The 18,060-nt window shown below is 50.6% G+C and carries 11 protein-coding genes; 4 read left to right on the forward strand and 7 right to left on the reverse strand.

Going from position 1 to position 18,060, the window contains the following annotated elements; translation table 11 throughout:
* Positions 1 to 38: 38 nt before the first annotated feature.
* Positions 39 to 746: an NAD-dependent deacylase gene (locus tag NT073_RS17815; protein WP_297376036.1), complete on the forward strand. Its 708-nt coding sequence runs from the start codon at positions 39 to 41 to the stop codon at positions 744 to 746.
* A gap of 126 nt (positions 747 to 872) precedes the next feature.
* Here the strand turns inward: NT073_RS17815 and NT073_RS17820 are convergent, their stop codons facing one another.
* From NT073_RS17820 to NT073_RS17835, 4 genes are all read right to left on the reverse strand, one after another.
* Entirely contained in the window at positions 873 to 1,253 is a 381-nt protein-coding gene (locus tag NT073_RS17820) for a hypothetical protein (RefSeq protein ID WP_297376038.1), read from the reverse strand.
* Positions 1,254 to 1,963: 710 nt separating this feature from the next.
* Entirely contained in the window at positions 1,964 to 3,997 is a 2,034-nt protein-coding gene (locus NT073_RS17825) for a beta-L-arabinofuranosidase domain-containing protein (RefSeq protein ID WP_297376040.1), read from the reverse strand.
* Positions 3,998 to 4,083: 86 nt separating this feature from the next.
* Entirely contained in the window at positions 4,084 to 5,298 is a 1,215-nt protein-coding gene (locus tag NT073_RS17830) for a DUF5009 domain-containing protein (RefSeq protein WP_297376042.1), read from the reverse strand.
* Positions 5,299 to 5,425: 127 nt separating this feature from the next.
* On the reverse strand, positions 5,426 to 7,282 hold the full coding sequence (locus NT073_RS17835) for a PDZ domain-containing protein (protein WP_297376044.1): 1,857 nt from the start codon (positions 7,280 to 7,282) through the stop codon (positions 5,426 to 5,428).
* Between the two features lie 206 nt (positions 7,283 to 7,488).
* On the opposite strand from NT073_RS17835, the gene NT073_RS17840 reads away from it, so the two are divergent.
* The 3 genes from NT073_RS17840 to NT073_RS17850 all read left to right on the forward strand — a co-directional run bounded on the left by NT073_RS17840 (position 7,489) and on the right by NT073_RS17850 (position 13,515).
* Entirely contained in the window at positions 7,489 to 10,563 is a 3,075-nt protein-coding gene (locus NT073_RS17840; protein WP_297376045.1) for a tetratricopeptide repeat protein, read from the forward strand.
* 109 nt (positions 10,564 to 10,672) lie between these two features.
* Positions 10,673 to 12,349 carry a TonB-dependent receptor gene (locus NT073_RS17845; RefSeq protein WP_297376047.1) on the forward strand — a complete coding sequence of 559 codons (1,677 nt, stop codon included), beginning with the start codon at positions 10,673 to 10,675 and terminating at the stop codon, positions 12,347 to 12,349.
* Positions 12,350 to 12,366: 17 nt separating this feature from the next.
* Positions 12,367 to 13,515 carry an SPOR domain-containing protein gene (locus NT073_RS17850; RefSeq protein WP_297376049.1) on the forward strand — a complete coding sequence of 383 codons (1,149 nt, stop codon included), beginning with the start codon at positions 12,367 to 12,369 and terminating at the stop codon, positions 13,513 to 13,515.
* A gap of 118 nt (positions 13,516 to 13,633) precedes the next feature.
* Here the strand turns inward: NT073_RS17850 and NT073_RS17855 are convergent, their stop codons facing one another.
* The 3 genes from NT073_RS17855 to NT073_RS17865 form a co-directional block, all read right to left on the reverse strand.
* Positions 13,634 to 13,969, reverse strand: coding sequence for a hypothetical protein (locus NT073_RS17855; protein ID WP_297376051.1), 336 nt, complete (start codon positions 13,967 to 13,969; stop codon positions 13,634 to 13,636).
* Positions 13,970 to 14,151: 182 nt separating this feature from the next.
* Entirely contained in the window at positions 14,152 to 16,062 is a 1,911-nt protein-coding gene (gene acs, locus NT073_RS17860; RefSeq protein ID WP_297376053.1) for an acetate--CoA ligase, read from the reverse strand.
* A 50-nt stretch (positions 16,063 to 16,112) separates the two neighbouring features.
* Entirely contained in the window at positions 16,113 to 18,029 is a 1,917-nt protein-coding gene (locus NT073_RS17865; RefSeq protein ID WP_297376055.1) for a propionyl-CoA synthetase, read from the reverse strand.
* Positions 18,030 to 18,060 lie beyond the last annotated feature (31 nt).

Below are 18,060 nucleotides of genomic sequence, written 5' to 3' on the forward strand. Positions count from 1 at the left end.
TTTAGAAGAAGAAAGAGGCAGTTTCTTTACCAAACTATATGTCTACACGAAAAAAAATAGTTGTTCTTTCGGGCGCGGGTATCAGTGCGGAAAGTGGCATTCCAACGTTTCGTGCATCGGACGGGCTGTGGGAAAACCACCGCATTGAAGATGTAGCCACCCCCGAAGCCTGGCACCGGAATCCGACGCTGGTCCAGGATTTTTACAACCAGCGTCGCAAACAGGCCCTGAGCGTTCAGCCCAATGCGGGCCATCTGGCTTTGGTAAAGCTGGAAGATAAATTCGACGTGACGGTCATTACCCAGAACGTAGATAACCTGCACGAAAAAGCCGGTTCGTCGAAGGTAGTTCATTTGCATGGCGAGTTATTCAAATCCCGCTCAACAGTCGATGAGTCGTTAATTTATGCTATTGAGGGGTGGGAGATTAAAGAGGGCGATGTGTGCGCCAAAGGTTCACAGCTCCGGCCGCACATTGTCTGGTTTGGCGAAGCCGTTCCCATGATGGACATCGCGCTCGACATTACCGAGCAAGCCGATCTATTTATCGTTGTCGGCACATCGCTCAACGTCTATCCGGCTGCCGGGCTGGTCTACGCTGTTCGGGACGGTGTGCCGGTGTATGTCGTTGATCCCAGCATTCCCGACATGCACAAAAAAAATAACGTCACGTTCATTGCCGAACCGGCTACCGTTGGCCTAACCCGGCTTGCGGTGCAACTCATGTCAGACGCAGACAACGCCTGAATGAACGGACAGATCTGATATCCAGATAAAAAGCCGCTTCCGGAGTCACGGGAAGCGGCTTTTTTAGTTAAAAATAGCCCGACGATATCCTAAACGAGCAATCAGATTCCCAGTGTTACCAACCAGTCAATTTGACATCATCTTTGCCCACATCGAATTTAATCGCTTGCTGGGATGAGGCAACAAGTCCGGCGAGATGTAGGACTGCCGAAGTAATACCTGCCGGACACAGATTTCCAGTTCGGTTAGATCGCAGTCGCACGATAATAACCCCTTAACATGATCGGGCAGAGAATCAGATACCGAGACCGATGCAGTGAGCAACCAGATCTGGCACCCATACGACGGCATAAACGATGGCCTGGGTAACTTATCTGTCAATAAAACGGTCGACGGCCAATCTGCCGGGCGTATTGTTTCCCGGGTTTCGACCTGGAAACCTTTGCTTAATAAGAAATACGTCAAAAGGCTTTGCTCGAGCCGCTGGTTCATGTCAAGTACTAGCATATCGGTGAATGTGAAGGTAACAACAGACAATTAACAACTTTTCACCTATAGACGCTGGGTGCTTGCTTTCGCCACAACTTTCCAGAAAAATATACCCGCTTACTTTACGATAAATACCTGTTTGTTAACCACCTGAAAGTACATTTATACCTTATTAGAGGCTCCTATATTCCTTCAGAAAAGAAATGGTGAGACAGTCAGCGAGCGTTCGTATCTTACCTATTCTATAAAGTATAGCCACGAAGAAGATGAGACCCCTGATTTTTATAGTTGTTTTGCTTTGTATGAGCAATATGCCTCCTCTAAATTTTATTTTAAGGGTTTTTAGCGGAGACACCCTGATGCCAGGCATGAGCGAACGCTTTTACATAAGCAAAGACCTGAGGTATGTTTATCAGGGGGATTTAAGCGACACACTTACAAATGCTTGTTATATACAGTATAAGGCGCTTTCGCCCTCATCAAGTCATAAGCTGTATAGACTCCAACTCATCGAACCCTGGAAGTTTTGGAAATGGAAAGAGTACCTAGTTGACGAAAAGTGGAAGCAGCCCTATCAGCATGTATCTGAACGAGAACTAAAGCAAGCACTTGATTTTTTCTCAAAAGCTTACCAGTCTCCGGATGGAACACTTTCCTGTAGTCAGGTTGATTTATAGGTAACAACGGCCTACACAGGAAGCATCCTGCCATACGGGATTCCCGGCTAGTTACCGAACCAGTGGAAACTGAGAAATGCGCAGCGTAGTGCATCCATACGGAATCAACGTAACTTCCTCCTCCTTTTCTGTTTCTAACCCGTTTGTCAGGCTGTAGGGAATAGGGCCAGTCATGTCATTATACAGTTGCCAGGAAGGTATTCTGCGAGCCTTCACCCGTATTTCTGATGGTGCATTTGTAGGATTCCACGGAAAAGCAGCTACCGCTCTTTTTTGTATAACGTTTACCGCCTTTTCTAGTTTATCCTCAGGAACAGCCACCAGACCAAAATTCCAGGGCGACAACGACCGCACTTCGGTATATTCGTTTCCGTAATTGATCGGGTCTCTGTCATTCTTTACCGTTTTGGTTTCTTCCTCCATTTTCAGCGCATACGTCAGCGGGCCGCGTTCTATGGAGACCGAATTCTCGTACCAGGTATTTCTCATAACATGCATCGGCAGGTGAAGTTCAACCACATCCCCTGACTTCCAGCTACGGTTAACCGTCACAATCTGATTGCCGGCAGTTTCTTTCAAGACGCTGCCATTTATGGTAATGGTCGCTTTGGTACACCAGGCTGGAATGCGCATGTGAAATGGAAAGGCAAGCGATGCAGCCCGCTTATCTGTCGTCAACGTGAATTTGATTGTCTCGTCGAAGGGATAATTGGTTTCTTCAGTAAAGGTAACCGCATTACCACCCGCTACGTTGGCACTAACTTCGCTGGGCGAAAAAACCAATGCCGCCAGTCCCTTATCGGGGGTAGCATACCACAGGTTTTGGGTAAACTTGGGCCATCCCTGGTGCATATTTGACGTACAGCAGGGATAACCCGTAAGCAGGCCCATACACACATCCGTTCCCCCGTGGTTCTGGTCGAAATTGCGAACGTGCCGCGTAAGCATCACCTGATTAGCCTGTTGAAAATACTGCCGACCCATAAAATCGTCGGTAACCTGCGCTGGTAAGGCGTTGAAAGCGATTTTCTCCAGTTGGTCGGCGTACGCCACGCGACCGGTAATGTTCAGCATACTTTCCAGACTGAACATCATCTCGACGGCGCTGCACAATTCCGAACCCTGCGTTGGGTTGTTTCCGTGCAGAGCTTCGTCGCCCCCGTACAGGCCATGCGCCATACCGTTAAAATGACGTAAATCGGCAAGGCCTTTATCAACCGCCTTCACATATTTTTGGTCCGGGTGCTGCTGGTAATAGATCAGCGGCTCTTTGAAACCCTGCGCCAGATTGACACAGTGGATACTCCCCTGCTGGCTCAACAGACTGGTGTTTAGAAAGCTGTTGGTATAATCGAACGTTTGTTTGTGCAGCAGATCAGCTAGTTGAAGCAAAAATGCATCACCGGTATGGTTGTAGAGCCAGTAAACGACCATCAGATTGTCACCGCCCCGGTACCGCGCCCAGAACGTCCAGTGGTCGAGCGGGTGCTTCGGCAACTCCCGCAACTGGTATTTGAAATAGTTGGTCATCAGGTTGATAACCCGCTGATCCTGAGTTGCCGAGTAATACTGCTTCAGAATCTTGAGCATCACCATCTTGGGCCACCAGTCCTGGCAGTTGTTCCGCTGAACGCCCGCTTCCTGCGGATAATCGGTTAATGGGCCAAAGTAGCCATTGGGTTGCTGGCTATTAATGGCCCACTCTACCCAGGGTTTCACTTTAGCAATCAATTCCGGGTCATTAAGGATATATGCCAGCGGCAGAAGCCCATCGATCCAATATGGCCCGCGCTCCCACTGGTCACCATCGCCACCCAGCCAGCCATTTCGTTTGCCCATAACGAGGGGATAAAGCTCATCAAGCCGTCCCGATGCACCCGTTTTTTGCCGAAGCAGCATTTCCTTTAACCAACCCTGCGGCCTGATAGACCCCAACGGTAACTCAATGTATGGATTGGGCTTCAAGGGGGCTCTGTTGGTAACATATTCGGCAAAAGGAGCAGACTTTTTCGGGCCTTTGGCCTGAGCAAGGATACCGTTTTGCAGCCCCAGACAGAGCATTATGACGAGAGATACGCGCAGCATTAGATACAGAAACAGTGAATAATTTCAAACAACACCACTTAGACAATCACCTGATCATCAAACGCAAACTATTTGCCAGCCAAAAACTACAGTTTTAACCGTACGCCTACCCTGTTCAACAGGCCCGTTATCCAGACACAGAGCAGTGCGAACAGGAATGATTTTAACAAACCGATTCCGCCGGTCAGTAACGCATCGGGAAGGTGAAGGTTTAACAGCGTGGTAAATGCGTAAGCAAAGTAGGGAATCAGGTAGCAGAGCAGGGTATCCGTTCCGGCGGGTTTTATGAAGTTGAATTTGCGGGCATTTCCTTCCTTGTCTACCAGCCAGTAGATCGCCAGAAACGCAAGCATGGTAAAGGCGCTACATAAAAAAAGCCAGGCTGGCGTAGCGCCCAGCTTACTCAGCCCCCAAAACGTTCGGGTGTATATGGATACCCCAATTAATAAGACAGCCGCCAGCAGAAAAATGAGTGTCATCCGCTTATGATTAGCTTGCCCCCGGAAGTAGTCAAAGAGCGTAGACACCACAACGCCCCCCATCGTGAGCCCTACTAGCGTACCTCCCCGTATAGCACTGGGAATAAACGAAAGAGCTTCGGGAAGCAGATCGGCTGCGGATACCATACTCAGAATGCTGAAGCCAACCCAGGCCGCCAGTAAAATACTGATTCGATTCCGGGCAAATATGGTTACCAGGGCTGCGGCCAGATACGACCAGCCGATTAAACCCAAGATTCCCCACCAGTGCGTCGCAAACCGCTTTTCCTCTTCTCCCCGGTATACGAAAGCCAGTAGGATGAGCGTGGCAACAGCTACGCCTTTGGCGACGGCAACTACCCATTTGGCCGTTGTTCTGGGATAGGCGTTCCAGAGCAGAATAAACGACCCGCACGACAGTACATTCCATACGAGCCGGTTGATCCCCGTTGCCTTTTCGTCGATTGACTCCCCATTGACCAGAAAGACGCCCATCACCAGTAAGGCAATTGAACGCATGACAACGTGGCTCATGAGGGCGCTATTCGTATCGCCTTTCTGCCGTCGGGCATTCATTGCGAACGGCAGCGACATACCCACGATGAACAGAAACCCAGGAAAGACAACGTCCGCCAATCCAATCCCGTCAACACCCTGGGGCACGTGTTCCAGCCAGTCGGGGATAGCGGTCAGCGACCAGAGATCATTGACAAAAATCATCAGAATCATGGTCATGGCCCGGATAATATCGATGGCATCGACCCGCATGGATACGGTAGATGATCGGTAAGCCTGGCGATCGGCGGTTTCCAGCTGTGTCATAGGTGTTTGCGTACATTTCGGGGCACGGCATAAAAAACGAGAAAGGCCCGATAATCTACCGGGCCTTTCTCGTTTTTTATGCGCTATCTACTGTCAACGCGTCGAACCGTCGACACTCCTCGTGTTATCAGTTAATATACAACCATTTCGCATACAACGCTTTTTGGGCGGCTGTCTGGTTGCTCAATGGTTCGATCCGGTAACTGGCCAATGGGTTTTGGGTGAGGGTAACGGGTAGTTCGCGAAGTTGACCCGCCCGGTTAACCAGCACAAGCAATTTATCGCCCACCCGACGGCCGCTGACAAACCGCAGCAGATCATCGCCAACCCGGAACCCGTCTACCGAAATAACTTCATCACCTACATTCAGGCCATCCCGGTAAGCCGCCGACCCGCGCCGAACGGATGAAATGGTCGCTTTTCCGTTTGCCATCGTCGTGGCAGCGCCAAGAAAACCATCCTGCGTTCTGGCCGCTACGTTGATCAACTGCATACCCACCGGCTCAAAGTACGCATTGTAATTAATTGGTTCGGCACTGTTAACTCCGATGTTAAAAAAGTTATCGAGTTTACGACCGGCCACCTGTTCGGCCGCTTTACGAAACTCATCGTCCGTAAACCCACGTTTCTGTTTTTTGTAGTATTCCGTATACAGGAGACGCATCAGATCGTCCATATTGCGCTCACCGTTGCTTCCACCTAGAATAGCCAGATTCAGCAATGTTCCAAGCACACTGCCTTTGCTGTAATACGAAATTGTGGTGTTGCTGGAGTTTTCATTGGGCCGGTACCCTTTGATCCAGGCATCCCAACTGGACTCAGCCGCCGATTGCACCCGCGTACCGGGCTGGTTCTCAATATCAGTTATGCTGCTAGCCACCAGATTGAGGTAGGATTCGGGCGAGTGAAAACCCGCTCTTCGCAGGATATATTCCTGATAGAACGACGTGCAGCCTTCCGACAGCCAAAGCATGTGCGTGTAATTCTCATTCTCATAATCGAACGGGCCCAGCGCAACGGGACGAATCCGTTTTACATTCCAGAGGTGAAAATACTCGTGGGCTACCAGCGACAGAAACCGCTTGTAGTTGGCTTCGGTGGCGTAGGCATTACGGGTCGTTTCGAGGGTTGTGGAGTTCAGGTGTTCGAGACCTCCCCCACCCGGCGGAATGTGATGAACGATAAAGGTGTAATGTTTGCAGGGGTGCTCGCCAACGACGGTTGCGGCTGCTTCGCAAACCCGCTTATAATCGGCCGCCAGTTGCTTCTCATTATAATTTACATCGCCAAACATAGATACCGAATGCGGAACATTCGACGCCGTGAAGGTGAACGTAGCATGATTACCAATCTCAATGGGTGAATCGACCAGAATATCGAAATCGGCCGCTTCGTACGTATACGACTGACCAGCAACGGGTTCTAGGCCTGTCGCCACGTTTTTCCAGTCTTTGTACGGTTGTACAACTACGCGCAGCGGAATATTTTTCAGTGCATCGTGGTACATGAACACACCTGCGGGGGTTACGTAACCGTGGTCGGCATCAACAAAACTCGTCCGAACGGTCAGCTCATTGGCATACACCCGGTACTTGATGGTCAGGTTATCGTCGGTCGACTGGACACGCCAGGCATTTTTCCGGATTTTTTCGCTGGGAACCGTCTTACCGCCAGCCGATGCCGTAAACGCTTCTACATTTTTGGCGTATTCACGAATCAGGTAAGAACCGGGGGTCCAAACCGGCATTTTGATGTCTACATAGCCATTTTTCTTCGCATTGGTGGCAGCGGCCACATTCTTCAATTGCATTTCCACCTCGAAATAATGCGTCTGCGGCTCAGGCATCGAGAGCACATACGTTACGGTAGGCGCGGCTGCCGGTGGGTTTTCTTCGTCGGCAAGTGTAGGGGTAGCAGTTGATGAAAATGGAGTGAAAAATGTCCAGACAGTAAGTAAATACAGAAGCCGGGCGTTTTTTTTCATACGGAAACAGGAATACCTTCGTTTTTTGTCCAGATTTGACGTGATATTTGTCAATTTGTCGGCGAAACTACGACTCAAATCAGACAAAAAGTAGTTTCAGGGCCAATGTTTCCTGTTTGATCGGGACCACCCGAGGGTACGTTTCTTTTCGGCCGTACGTTAAACTTGCCACATCGACCCGGAACCATTGAACCAATTTTTGCTCTATGCCCTATTCAACCACCCAAACGGGTCACTACCAATTTTCCAGCATGGTCTTTAATCGGTTGCTGTTTACGCTGGCCCTTGGGTTGCTGGCTACCCTATCGGCTTCGGCCCAGCGCACCCAAAGTAATGTTGAACCCGATTACCACTACCGGAATGGACTCGAACTCTTCGAGAAAGCCAATTATGCCGCTGCCCGCTACGAATTTAGGCAATACCTGGAACCCCGGCGGGGCGATGGTGCCAAATCGCTATTGAACACCAGTGATCAAAATGCTGTGGAAGCCGAATACTACATCGCCCTGACGAGTCTTTACATCGACGAACCGGGAGCCGAGCTTTTAGTTGACCGCTTCGTTAAGAACAACAGCCAGCACCCCAAAGCAGGACAACTTTACGGCGATCTGGGGACCTACTACTATAACCGCCAGGACTACACCAAAGCTATCGACTTTTTGGAAAAAGCCATCCGGCAGGGAGGCAGTTCAGCACAGCAGTCGGGCTACAAATACCAGTTGGCGCTCTCGTACTACAACACGCAGAATCTGCAAAAGGCCCTGCCCCTGCTGAACGAAATTAAAGTTGACCCCAACTCACCCAATGCACCGGCCGCATCGTACTATGCCGGGACTATTAACTTCCGGAACAAGAACTTCAACGAAGCGGTCGCCGATTTTCGTCGGATCGAAAACAACCCAACCTACCAAAATCAGGTACCAAACTGGATTGCCCAGTCGCTTTACCGTCAACGTCGGTACGACGATTTGCTGGCCTATACCGAGCCGCTGCTCAAGCGAAACAATGGAGCAGGGATGAACGAAGTGGCCCTGTTCACGGCGGAAGTGTTTTACCAGCAAAACCAGTTTGCGAGGGCTATACCCTATTATAAGTCGTACGTAAACACCGCGGGTGCCAAAGCACCCGGAGCAGTTAAGTTTCGGTATGGTCAATCGCTGTTCCGCACGGGTGCTTATAACGACGCCATCGCACAGCTAAAGACACTGGCGGGCGGAAAAGATACGACCGCTCAATATGCAGCGTATACCCTGGGCGTCAGCTACTTACAAACCCAAAACCCAACGTATGCCCTGAACGCCTTTGATCAGGCAGGACGGTTATCGTTTAACCGGGAGATTCAGGAAGAAGCGCGTTTTAACCACGCCAAACTTCAGCTCGACCAGAACAACGGGGCCGATGCCGTGAAAGAGCTGACTGCCTTTCTGAAGCAATACCCCGATAGTAAGTTCGAAAATGAAGCGAATGAACTGGTTGGCGAAGCCTATTTTGCTTCCAACAATTACCCGGCTGCTATCGCTTACATTGAAGGGCTGAAACGCCGGACACCGAAAATTAACGCGACTTACCAGCGGCTCACCTACAACCAGGGGATTAACGATTTCAACGCCGAACGGTACCAGCAGGCAGTTGCCAACTTCGATAAGTCGCTGAAATATCCCGTCGAGAATAGCCTCCAGCAGGCAGCCCAGTTCTGGAAAGCGGAATCGTACTCGGCGGGCAAACAGTATGATACGGCCATCCCCCTTTATGCCAGCATTTCCAAATCGGGCGGGGCAGATACGTACGCGACCAAGAGTCTGTACGGCCTCGGATACGCCTATTTCAACAAAAAAGACTACACCCGCGCCCTGCCTTACTTTCGGGATTTTGTAAGTCGGGGGGGCGATGCTGATGACAGAGTTCAGGTTCAGGATGCGACTATCCGGCTGGCCGATACGTACTTTGCAACGAAACAGTACGAAAATGCCCTTCGGTCTTACGAACAGGCCATTGCGCAGAATGCCCCGGATAAAGATTATGCTTCCTACCAGAAGGCGGTGATTCTGAGTTATGTTGGTCGGGATGCGGAAGCCAAAGCCCAGTTTGACCAAGTGCAGCGGCAATACCCGAATTCCCGCTTCGTGGATGAATCGCTGTTCCAGAAAGCGAATGTCGACTTCGAGAAAGGTTCGTATCAGGTAGCCATCCAGGGATTTACCAAGTTGATTCAGGACAAGCCAAACAGTGCACTTATTCCGGCTGCTTTGCTGAAACGCGCGATTGCCTACGGAAACCTGCAACAGTACGATCCGGCAGTGGCCGATTACAAACGTATTCTGGACAACTATGGCGAGTCTGACCAGGCGCAGAGTGCCCTGCTCGGTATTCAGAATACCCTCAATGATGCTGGTCGGCCGGAGGAGTTCTCGCAGGTGCTGGGCCAGTATAAGAAAGGGAATCCAGGCAGCACGGATGTTGAGCGGGTTCAGTTCGAAAACGCCCGGAATATTTACGCCAGTGGTAAATACGATCAGGCTATACAATCGTTCCTGAACTTCATGCAGGAGTACCCGGCCAGTCCAAATACCAATCAGGCCCGGTATTATGTGGCAGAATCCTACCGCCAAACCAACGATGTGGCAAATGCTCTCCGGTATTACAACCTGGTGATTGCCGATAACAAGTCGGATTACCTGGTTCGGGCCGCTACACGGGCCGCGGAACTGGAAGTTAAACAGAAAAATTATGGCCGCGCGGTTCGTAACTACCAACTTATCCAGAGCCGGGCTGGCAGCAAGGCAGAGCAGGTTACGGCTCAGCTAGGGCTGATGGATACGTATTTCGTGTACCCGAAACTGGATTCGGCAGCGATTGTCGCCCGCGAGATTGCGGCTGGTGGCAATGTAGTTGCGGGCGCTCAGAATCGGGCTCAGTTAATGCTCGGAAAAGTAGCCCTTAGCCGGAATGATTACAAAACCGCTCAGGGTGACTTCGATAAAACGATTGCCCTTGCCAAAGATATTTATGGAGCCGAAGCCCAGTATTATCTCGGCGAAATCCTGTACCGCCAGAAAAAGTACAAAGAGTCGGTAGCGACGCTGTTGAAATTTAACGAACAGTTCAGTGATTTTGAGTACTGGAAAGGCAAAGCGTTTATTCTGGTTTCTGACAATAACGTCGCCCTGGATGAACCGGCCCAGGCCAAAGCCGTTTTGAACTCCATTATTGAAAATTCATCCGACGAAGCCATCGTTACCGAAGCTAAGCAAAAGCTGGCAACGCTGGATTCTAAAAATTAATGAAGGGTGAAGAATGAAATTTGACTGGTAGCCAGGTAGACAGCTTCTTAAGAAACTACGTGGTTTTCACTATTCATGCTTCACTCTTCACTACTTTTCACTCTTCACTATGATCGTACGTCCCCTACTCACCCTGACCCTGCTTTCCTTATCGGCAACGGTTTTTGCCCAGCAGCCCAAACGTCCTGTTAAGGAAGGCGAGGTGGACAATCAGGAAATTACCGTTGAAAAGAGCCGAAAGATTGACTTGCCCCCGGCCAATCGGATTTTCAACAAGATTCCATCCAGCAAGCCTTCCGCCGAACAACGGAAGCTTACCTACGAATTTGAAGACCGAAAACTTACCGTTGGTGACCCACGGATTACGCCGGGGATACTGGCGCCCACCCTCGGCCAGGCGGATGAAACACCAGCCTATACCAATTACGTCAAGCTGGGAGCGGGGAATTACAGTTCGTTTCTGGGAGAAGGATTTTTCGGGATTAACAACCAGTCAAATCTTGCACTCGAAGGATCTGCCCGACATTTATCGTCGGCGCTGGGACCGGTTGACGGCAAGAACTCGGCCCAAAGCGACACCCGCATTCGCGTGACCGGCAAATACTTGGCCGAAGCGTTCAAGCTACAGGCCGACCTTGGTTACGACCGTAACGCCTATAACTTCTACGGGTACAGCCGCGAGTATGCTGCCCAACCCTCTTTTAATGCCGACCTGATTAAACAACGGCTTAATACGGTCAACTTCAAGCTCGGCATTGAAAATACAAATTCAGAGAATTCCATTGACTACTCTCTGCGTACGGGAATCACCTCGTTAAAGGATCGCTTTAACGCATCCGAAACGGACTGGGGAACAAATCTGAATGCATCAGTAGGCATTTCCGATAACTTCTTTGCCTTACTTGCGGCCGATGCATTCGTAACGCAACGGTCCGATGGCTCTATTGTCGATAATCGAAACCTATTTCGGGTGAAGCCGACCTTTAAGTACACATCGCCGATGTTCACCGTCACCGCCGGTATCAATGCTGTCAATCAAACCGACCAGCGGCAGGGCATCAACGAGACACGCGCCTTTCCGGTCATTGACCTGGACGTCGTTCCATTTAGCAACGTTCACATTTTTGCAGGTGTCGATGGCGATATCAATCGAAACACGCTTCGATCGTTGTTAGGTGAGAATAAGTGGCTTGCGCCACAAGTGTTGCTGGTTAACACCGTTAAGTCTTGGGACATTTATGCTGGTTCAAAGGGAAATCTTGGGGGTGGCTTCTCGTATGAAGGAAAAGCGTCGTATGCCCGGTACAGGAACTTCTCGACCTTTAACAACACCATTCCGGACACGACCAAATTCTTTGTCCTGTATGATGGGGGCGTTTCTAATGTGCTGACTTTTTCGGGACAGCTGGGTTATGCCCAAAAAGACAAGTTCCGTTCGACACTCAAAGCCGATTACTTTAACTACAGTCTCGATAGATTAGAAGCCGCCTGGGGGCGCCCTCAGGTAGCCGCCACCTGGAGCAACTCGTACATTCTGAATAAAAAATTATTTGTCACCGCTGATTTGTATTTTTATCAGGGGATCAAAAACAAGAACTTCACCTCTGGGGCAGTCTATACGTTAAAACCCATTTATGACGCTAACCTGAAAATTGACTATTTCCTAGGAAAACAGATCTCGGCTTTTGTTGCGTTAAATAATATCTTCGGTCAGAACTACGAGCGGTATTTGTATTATCAGACCCAAGGGCTTAACTTTCTGGGAGGAATCAGCTATTCTTTTTAATTTCACCGATAAGCACTATGGCCGCCGTAAATGATTACCTCAAAAAGTTGCTGTATCAATACGACTGTGTTGTTGTTCCTGAGCTGGGGGCTTTCCTGACCCATTACCAGTCGGCAGCTTTTACGGAAGCCAGTGGTTTATACCTTCCTCCCCGCAAACGGGTTGCTTTTAACGAAGCACTCCGTTTCGACGATGGTATTCTTGCCAACTATATCATGTTGCATGAACCACTGACCCGAGAAGGGGCACAGCGGCACATCAGTCAGTTTGTTACTGAACTGCGTAAACAGGTAGAAACGGCAGGTCGGTTCGAAATTGAAGGCATTGGTACATTTACCTGTAATGACGAAAATCGCCTGCAATTCGACCCGAGTTTCCGGCATAATTTCTTTGGTGAAGCGTACGGCATGAGTGCGGTATCAGCCCGTTTGGTTAACCGGAGCCCACAAGTTGAACCAGCACTCGAAGCGGTACCGGTTACAACTCTGGGACCCGTTCTGGTTCGTGAAGATGATACCACGCTGACGCCGTATCGCCCCGCACGAACCTACTGGCGTGCAGCCGCGATAGCTTTACTGGTTGGTTCGTTGGGAGCCTTCAGTTATTTCTCGGTTTTAAATCCGGGCCAGCCGTTTCAGAGTAGCTTGAACCCGGCCAACCTGATCCGGATTCCAGCTTCGCTGCTTGACCGGTTCTCAACAAAAGCTATTGAAACAGTAACACCTGAAGCGCCTTCTTCATCCACTGAAGCAGCAAAGACAGTAACCACTGCTCTACCTGAACCAGCATCTGCTGTTGCTACAGCGCCGACAACCCCGGCTCAACCCACTGCCGTCACTTCATCCGAAACGCTTAACGCTTCAGTAGAAGTGGCTCCGGTAGCAAAAGTAGCAAGTCAGCAGGTTGTCGAAACGGCTAAACCCGTTCGGACGGAACCCTACTATACCATTATTGCCGGTAGTTTTACCAGCAAACGAAATGCCCTGCGCCTTAAACGTCAACTCCGTAAAGCGGGTTATACCGATGCGTTTGTTATTGCGCCAGCCAGAAAGGGGCAGTTGTATAAAGTGGCCGCTGCCGGTTCGGCCGACCGGGATGAAGCGATTGCACACATGGCAGCCATTGACCAGCTGGCAGGTATCGAATCCTGGATTTATAAGAATTAATTGTAGCTAAAAGGCATCCAATATCCTTTTGGCTACTCATAAAAGAAGAGACCACCTTGTTCGGTTGGTCTCTTCTTTTATATAATAAGTGTGTGGATAGACTGCCTATTTGCTAGCGTTAGGAAAGAACATTCATCAAAATGATAGCAAGATGAACGACTGTACTTAGCGCAAAGGCTGGAAATATATTTTTTACGGGCATGGCGGATAAAACCGGAACCAGTATGGCCAAAAAGCCGAACATGCTAACCAGAAATTGCCAGTCTCCCCCACCAAAATACGCCATCGTTAACAGAAGTACCGGCGATAGAATACAACCCTGAACAGCCATGGCGGTAATTGCCCAACCAATTCGATTGAATTCGGCTTTTTGCACGTAGCTGTTATAAGTAGTGAGCCAGTTTGATTCGGTTGAACTGGTATAGGAAGTTGTTGAATGAGAAATCGTTGCCATGATTAGTTGCGTCTGAATTATGACACAAAGTAAAGCCACGCTCGTCTGGGGCTGCATGAAGCCGATCAGCTGGCAATTTGATTATCATCAGAAGACGAACTGACAAAAAACGGGGAAGTAGCGGTACCGCTACTTCCCCAACTCACTCCTTATGAAAACACAACCAACTTTTCTACAGCATACTACACCACGCCTTCTTTGATTTCCTCGACTACAGCAGGGTCGAGTAAAGTCGACGTATCTCCCAAACTCCCAAGTTCACCTTCGGCTATCTTGCGCAGAATCCGACGCATGATCTTTCCGGAACGCGTTTTCGGCAGACCAGCCACGAACTGAATTTTATCTGGTTTGGCGATGGGACCAATGATTCGGCTCACGGTAGCCAGAATATCCCGCTTCATCAGATCGGTGTCATTGTCGACAGGGGCCTGATCAATAATAACATAGGCATAGATTCCCTGCCCTTTAATATCATGTGGATACCCGACTACAGCACTTTCAACCACACCCGTGTGCATGTTGATGGCATTTTCGACTTCAGCGGTTCCAATTCGGTGCCCGGACACGTTCAACACGTCATCCACCCGCCCGGTGATCCGATAATAACCATCCTCATCCCGCAGGCAGCCATCACCGGTAAAATATAATCCCGGATAGGTGGCGAAATAGGTCTGCTTGCATCGGTCGTGGTCGCCGTAAGTTGTCCGGAGCATACCAGGCCAGGGGAACTTGATACACAGATTACCGCTCACGCCGTTTCCTTCGATCTCTTTACCGTTTTCATCGACCAAAATGGGTTGAACGCCCGGTAACGGCAGGGTTGCGTAAGCGGGTTTTAACGGTGTGACATTGGCAATGGGTGAAATCATCAGGCCACCAGTTTCCGTTTGCCACCAAGTGTCGACAATCGGGCAGCGGTTTTTGCCAATGTTGTCATCATACCAATGCCAGGCCTCTTCATTGATAGGCTCACCCACGGAGCCGAGTACCTCCAGGCTGCTCAGATCATGGTTCACAACCTTATCCAGCCCAAAGCTCATCAGCGACCGGATGGCGGTGGGTGCCGTGTAGAGGATGTTAACCGCGTGCTTGTCGACAATGTCCCAGAAACGACCGGCATCAGGCCAGGTGGGGACGCCTTCAAATAACAGTGACGTGGCGCCACAGGCTAACGGACCATAAACGATGTAGCTATGTCCGGTAATCCAGCCAATGTCGGCTGTGCAGAAATGTACCTGCGGACCCGTCCGACCGTCCTGCTTATACTGGAATACGTTCTGGAAGGTATAGGCTGCATAAACCATGTATCCACCAATCGTATGCACCACGCCTTTGGGCTTTCCGGTTGAGCCGGAAGTGTACAGGATAAAGAGAATATCTTCGGCGTCCATCTCTTCGGCCGGGCAATGCGCAGTGACCTGTTTTAGCTCCTGCTCCATCCACACATCGCGGCCCTTAAACATGGCAATGGGCGTGCGGGTACGGGTCATAACAATAACCCGCTGCACACTGGGGCAGCCAATCAGGGCATCGTCGACCGTTCCTTTAAGCGTAATTTCCTTGTTTCCACGGTAAGCTCCGTCGGCGGTGATCACGAGCTTGCACTGCGCGTCATTGATTCGGTCGGCAATGGACTGGGCCGAGAACCCGCCGAATACAACGGAATGTATGGCACCGATTCGGGCACAGGCCAGCACGGATATGGCCAGCTCAGGAACCATAGGAAGGTAGATACACACCCGATCGCCTTTCTGAACGCCGTTGCGCTTGAGCACATTGGCCATCCGGCATACCTGGTCATGCAGCATTCGGTACGTAAGCGTACTACTGGCTTCGTGCGGGTCGTTGGGTTCCCAGATGATAGCAGGCTGGTCGCCACGAGTTGCCAGATGACGGTCCAGGCAATTTTCGGTGATATTCAGTTTGCCCCCAACGAACCACTTTATAGTAGGTTCTGTGAAATTCCACTGAAGCGTTTTCTTCCACGGTTTACGCCAGTGAAATTCCTGGGCAATTTCGGCCCAGAATGATTCTGGGTCGTCGACACTGTGTTTGTAAGCCGCCTGGTACTCGTCAAAAGTTTTAATTACCATGGGTAGTGAATGTAGTAGAACGGGGTAAGAAAAGTATAAGGATCTCTTGTTTAATCAATTTCGAACGACTGACCGATTCTGCGCCTGACCAATGCGTCTTTTATCTCGTCCAGAATCAGTGGATCATCAATAGTAGCCGGGGTTGTGTAGACTTCGCCATCCGCTATGTTCCGGATGATCTTCCGGAGAATCTTACCGGACCGGGTCTTCGGTAATCGTTTCACTGTCAGCGCATTTCGAAAACAGGCGACCGCTCCGATCTGATCGCGGATGAGCGTTACCAATTCCGTTTCAAGGGTTGCCTCCTTGGTTTTATACCCGTCTTTCAGGACAATAAATCCAACGGGGCGCTGTCCCCGCAACGGGCAGACAATGCCTACCACGGCACATTCGGCAACGGCAGGATGACTGCTCACAATCTCTTCCATTTCACCGGTCGACAAGCGGTGTCCGGCTACGTTTATCACGTCGTCGACGCGTCCCATGATAAAGACATAGCCTTCTTCATCAACATAACCGCCATCGCCCGACAGGTAGTAGCCGGGGAACCGGCTCAGGTAGGAAGCCCGGAACCGCGCATCGTCCTGCCAGAGCGATGGTAGGCAACCGGGCGGAAGGGGTAGTTTAAGGCAAACCAATCCCATTTCATGTGGACCTAGCTGCTGCCCGTCTTCATCCAGAATCTGTAAATCATAACCACAAACAGGTTTGGTAGCCGAGCCGGGCTTCACCGGCAGCTGCTCTATTCCCAGCGGATCTGCCACCATAGGCCAGCCCGATTCGGTTTGCCACCAGTGGTCGATGACGGGCACGTGAACAATAGATTGCAGCCATTGAAGGGTTGGCGGGTCGCACCGCTCCCCAGCCACGAATACACTTTGCAGGGATGACAGATCGTAGTTACGGCTGAGTACGGCCTCAGGATCTTCTTTTTTAATGGCCCGAAATGCAGTGGGCGCGGTGAACAACACATTGACCCCGTAGGTCTGCACTACCCGCCAGAATGTACCGGCATCGGGCGTTCGAACGGGTTTTCCTTCCAGAATAACCGATGTACAGCCCTGCAGCAGCGGCCCATAAACCGAATAGCTATGCCCAACCGCCCAGCCAAAATCAGACGCGGTAAACATCACCTGTCCGGGCTGTAGATTATACACCGCCTGCATACTGTATTTAATAGCGACGGCATGGCCACCATTGTCGCGCACGATCCCTTTTGGCTTGCCGGTAGTACCGGACGTATACAAAATATAGAGCGGGTCGGTCGCTTTGACGGGCACACAGTCGGCGGGTTGCGCCTGACTGACCAGCAACTGCCAGTCATGATCCCGGCCTATTTGCAGCTCGGCGGCACATTGCGGGCGCTGCAAAATTAGGCAATGCTCGGGTTGGAAGCTGGCCCGCTGGAGGGCATCATTCAACAAGGGTTTGTAAGGAATAACTGTCGTAAACTCAATACCACAGGATGCGGACAAAACAACTTTGGGCCGGGCGTCGTCAATACGCAGCGCCAGTTCGTGGGGTGCGAAACCACCAAACACGACCGAATGAATAGCCCCTAACCGGGCACAGGCCAGCATGCCAAAGGCCGTTTCGGGAACCATCGGCATGTAAATCACGACTGTATCGCCTTTTGTAACGCCCAATGCCTGCAATACTCCGGCCAGCCGGGCCACTTCATCGCGCAATTCTCGGTAAGTAAACTGCCGGATGGTATTCGTAACGGGCGAATCATGAATGAGGGCTACCTGATCGGCCCGGCCATTCTCGATGTGGTAATCAAGAGCGGCATAACAGGTATTGAGCTGCCCATCCATAAACCAGCGCATCAGGCCATTTTCATCGGTCGATAGGATTTGCGCGGGCGGGGTAAACCAGGGGATATTCCTGGCTTGCTCAGCCCAGAACGCTTCCGGATGAGTCAGGCTGTACTGGTGCCAGTCGGTATAGGTAAGGGGTAGATTCATAGCTGAAAGCGTCCGTTTGGCGAGGTCGGTA

It is taken from the genome of Spirosoma sp. (assembly GCF_026391055.1).
Classification (GTDB): Bacteria; Bacteroidota; Bacteroidia; order Cytophagales; family Spirosomataceae; genus Spirosoma.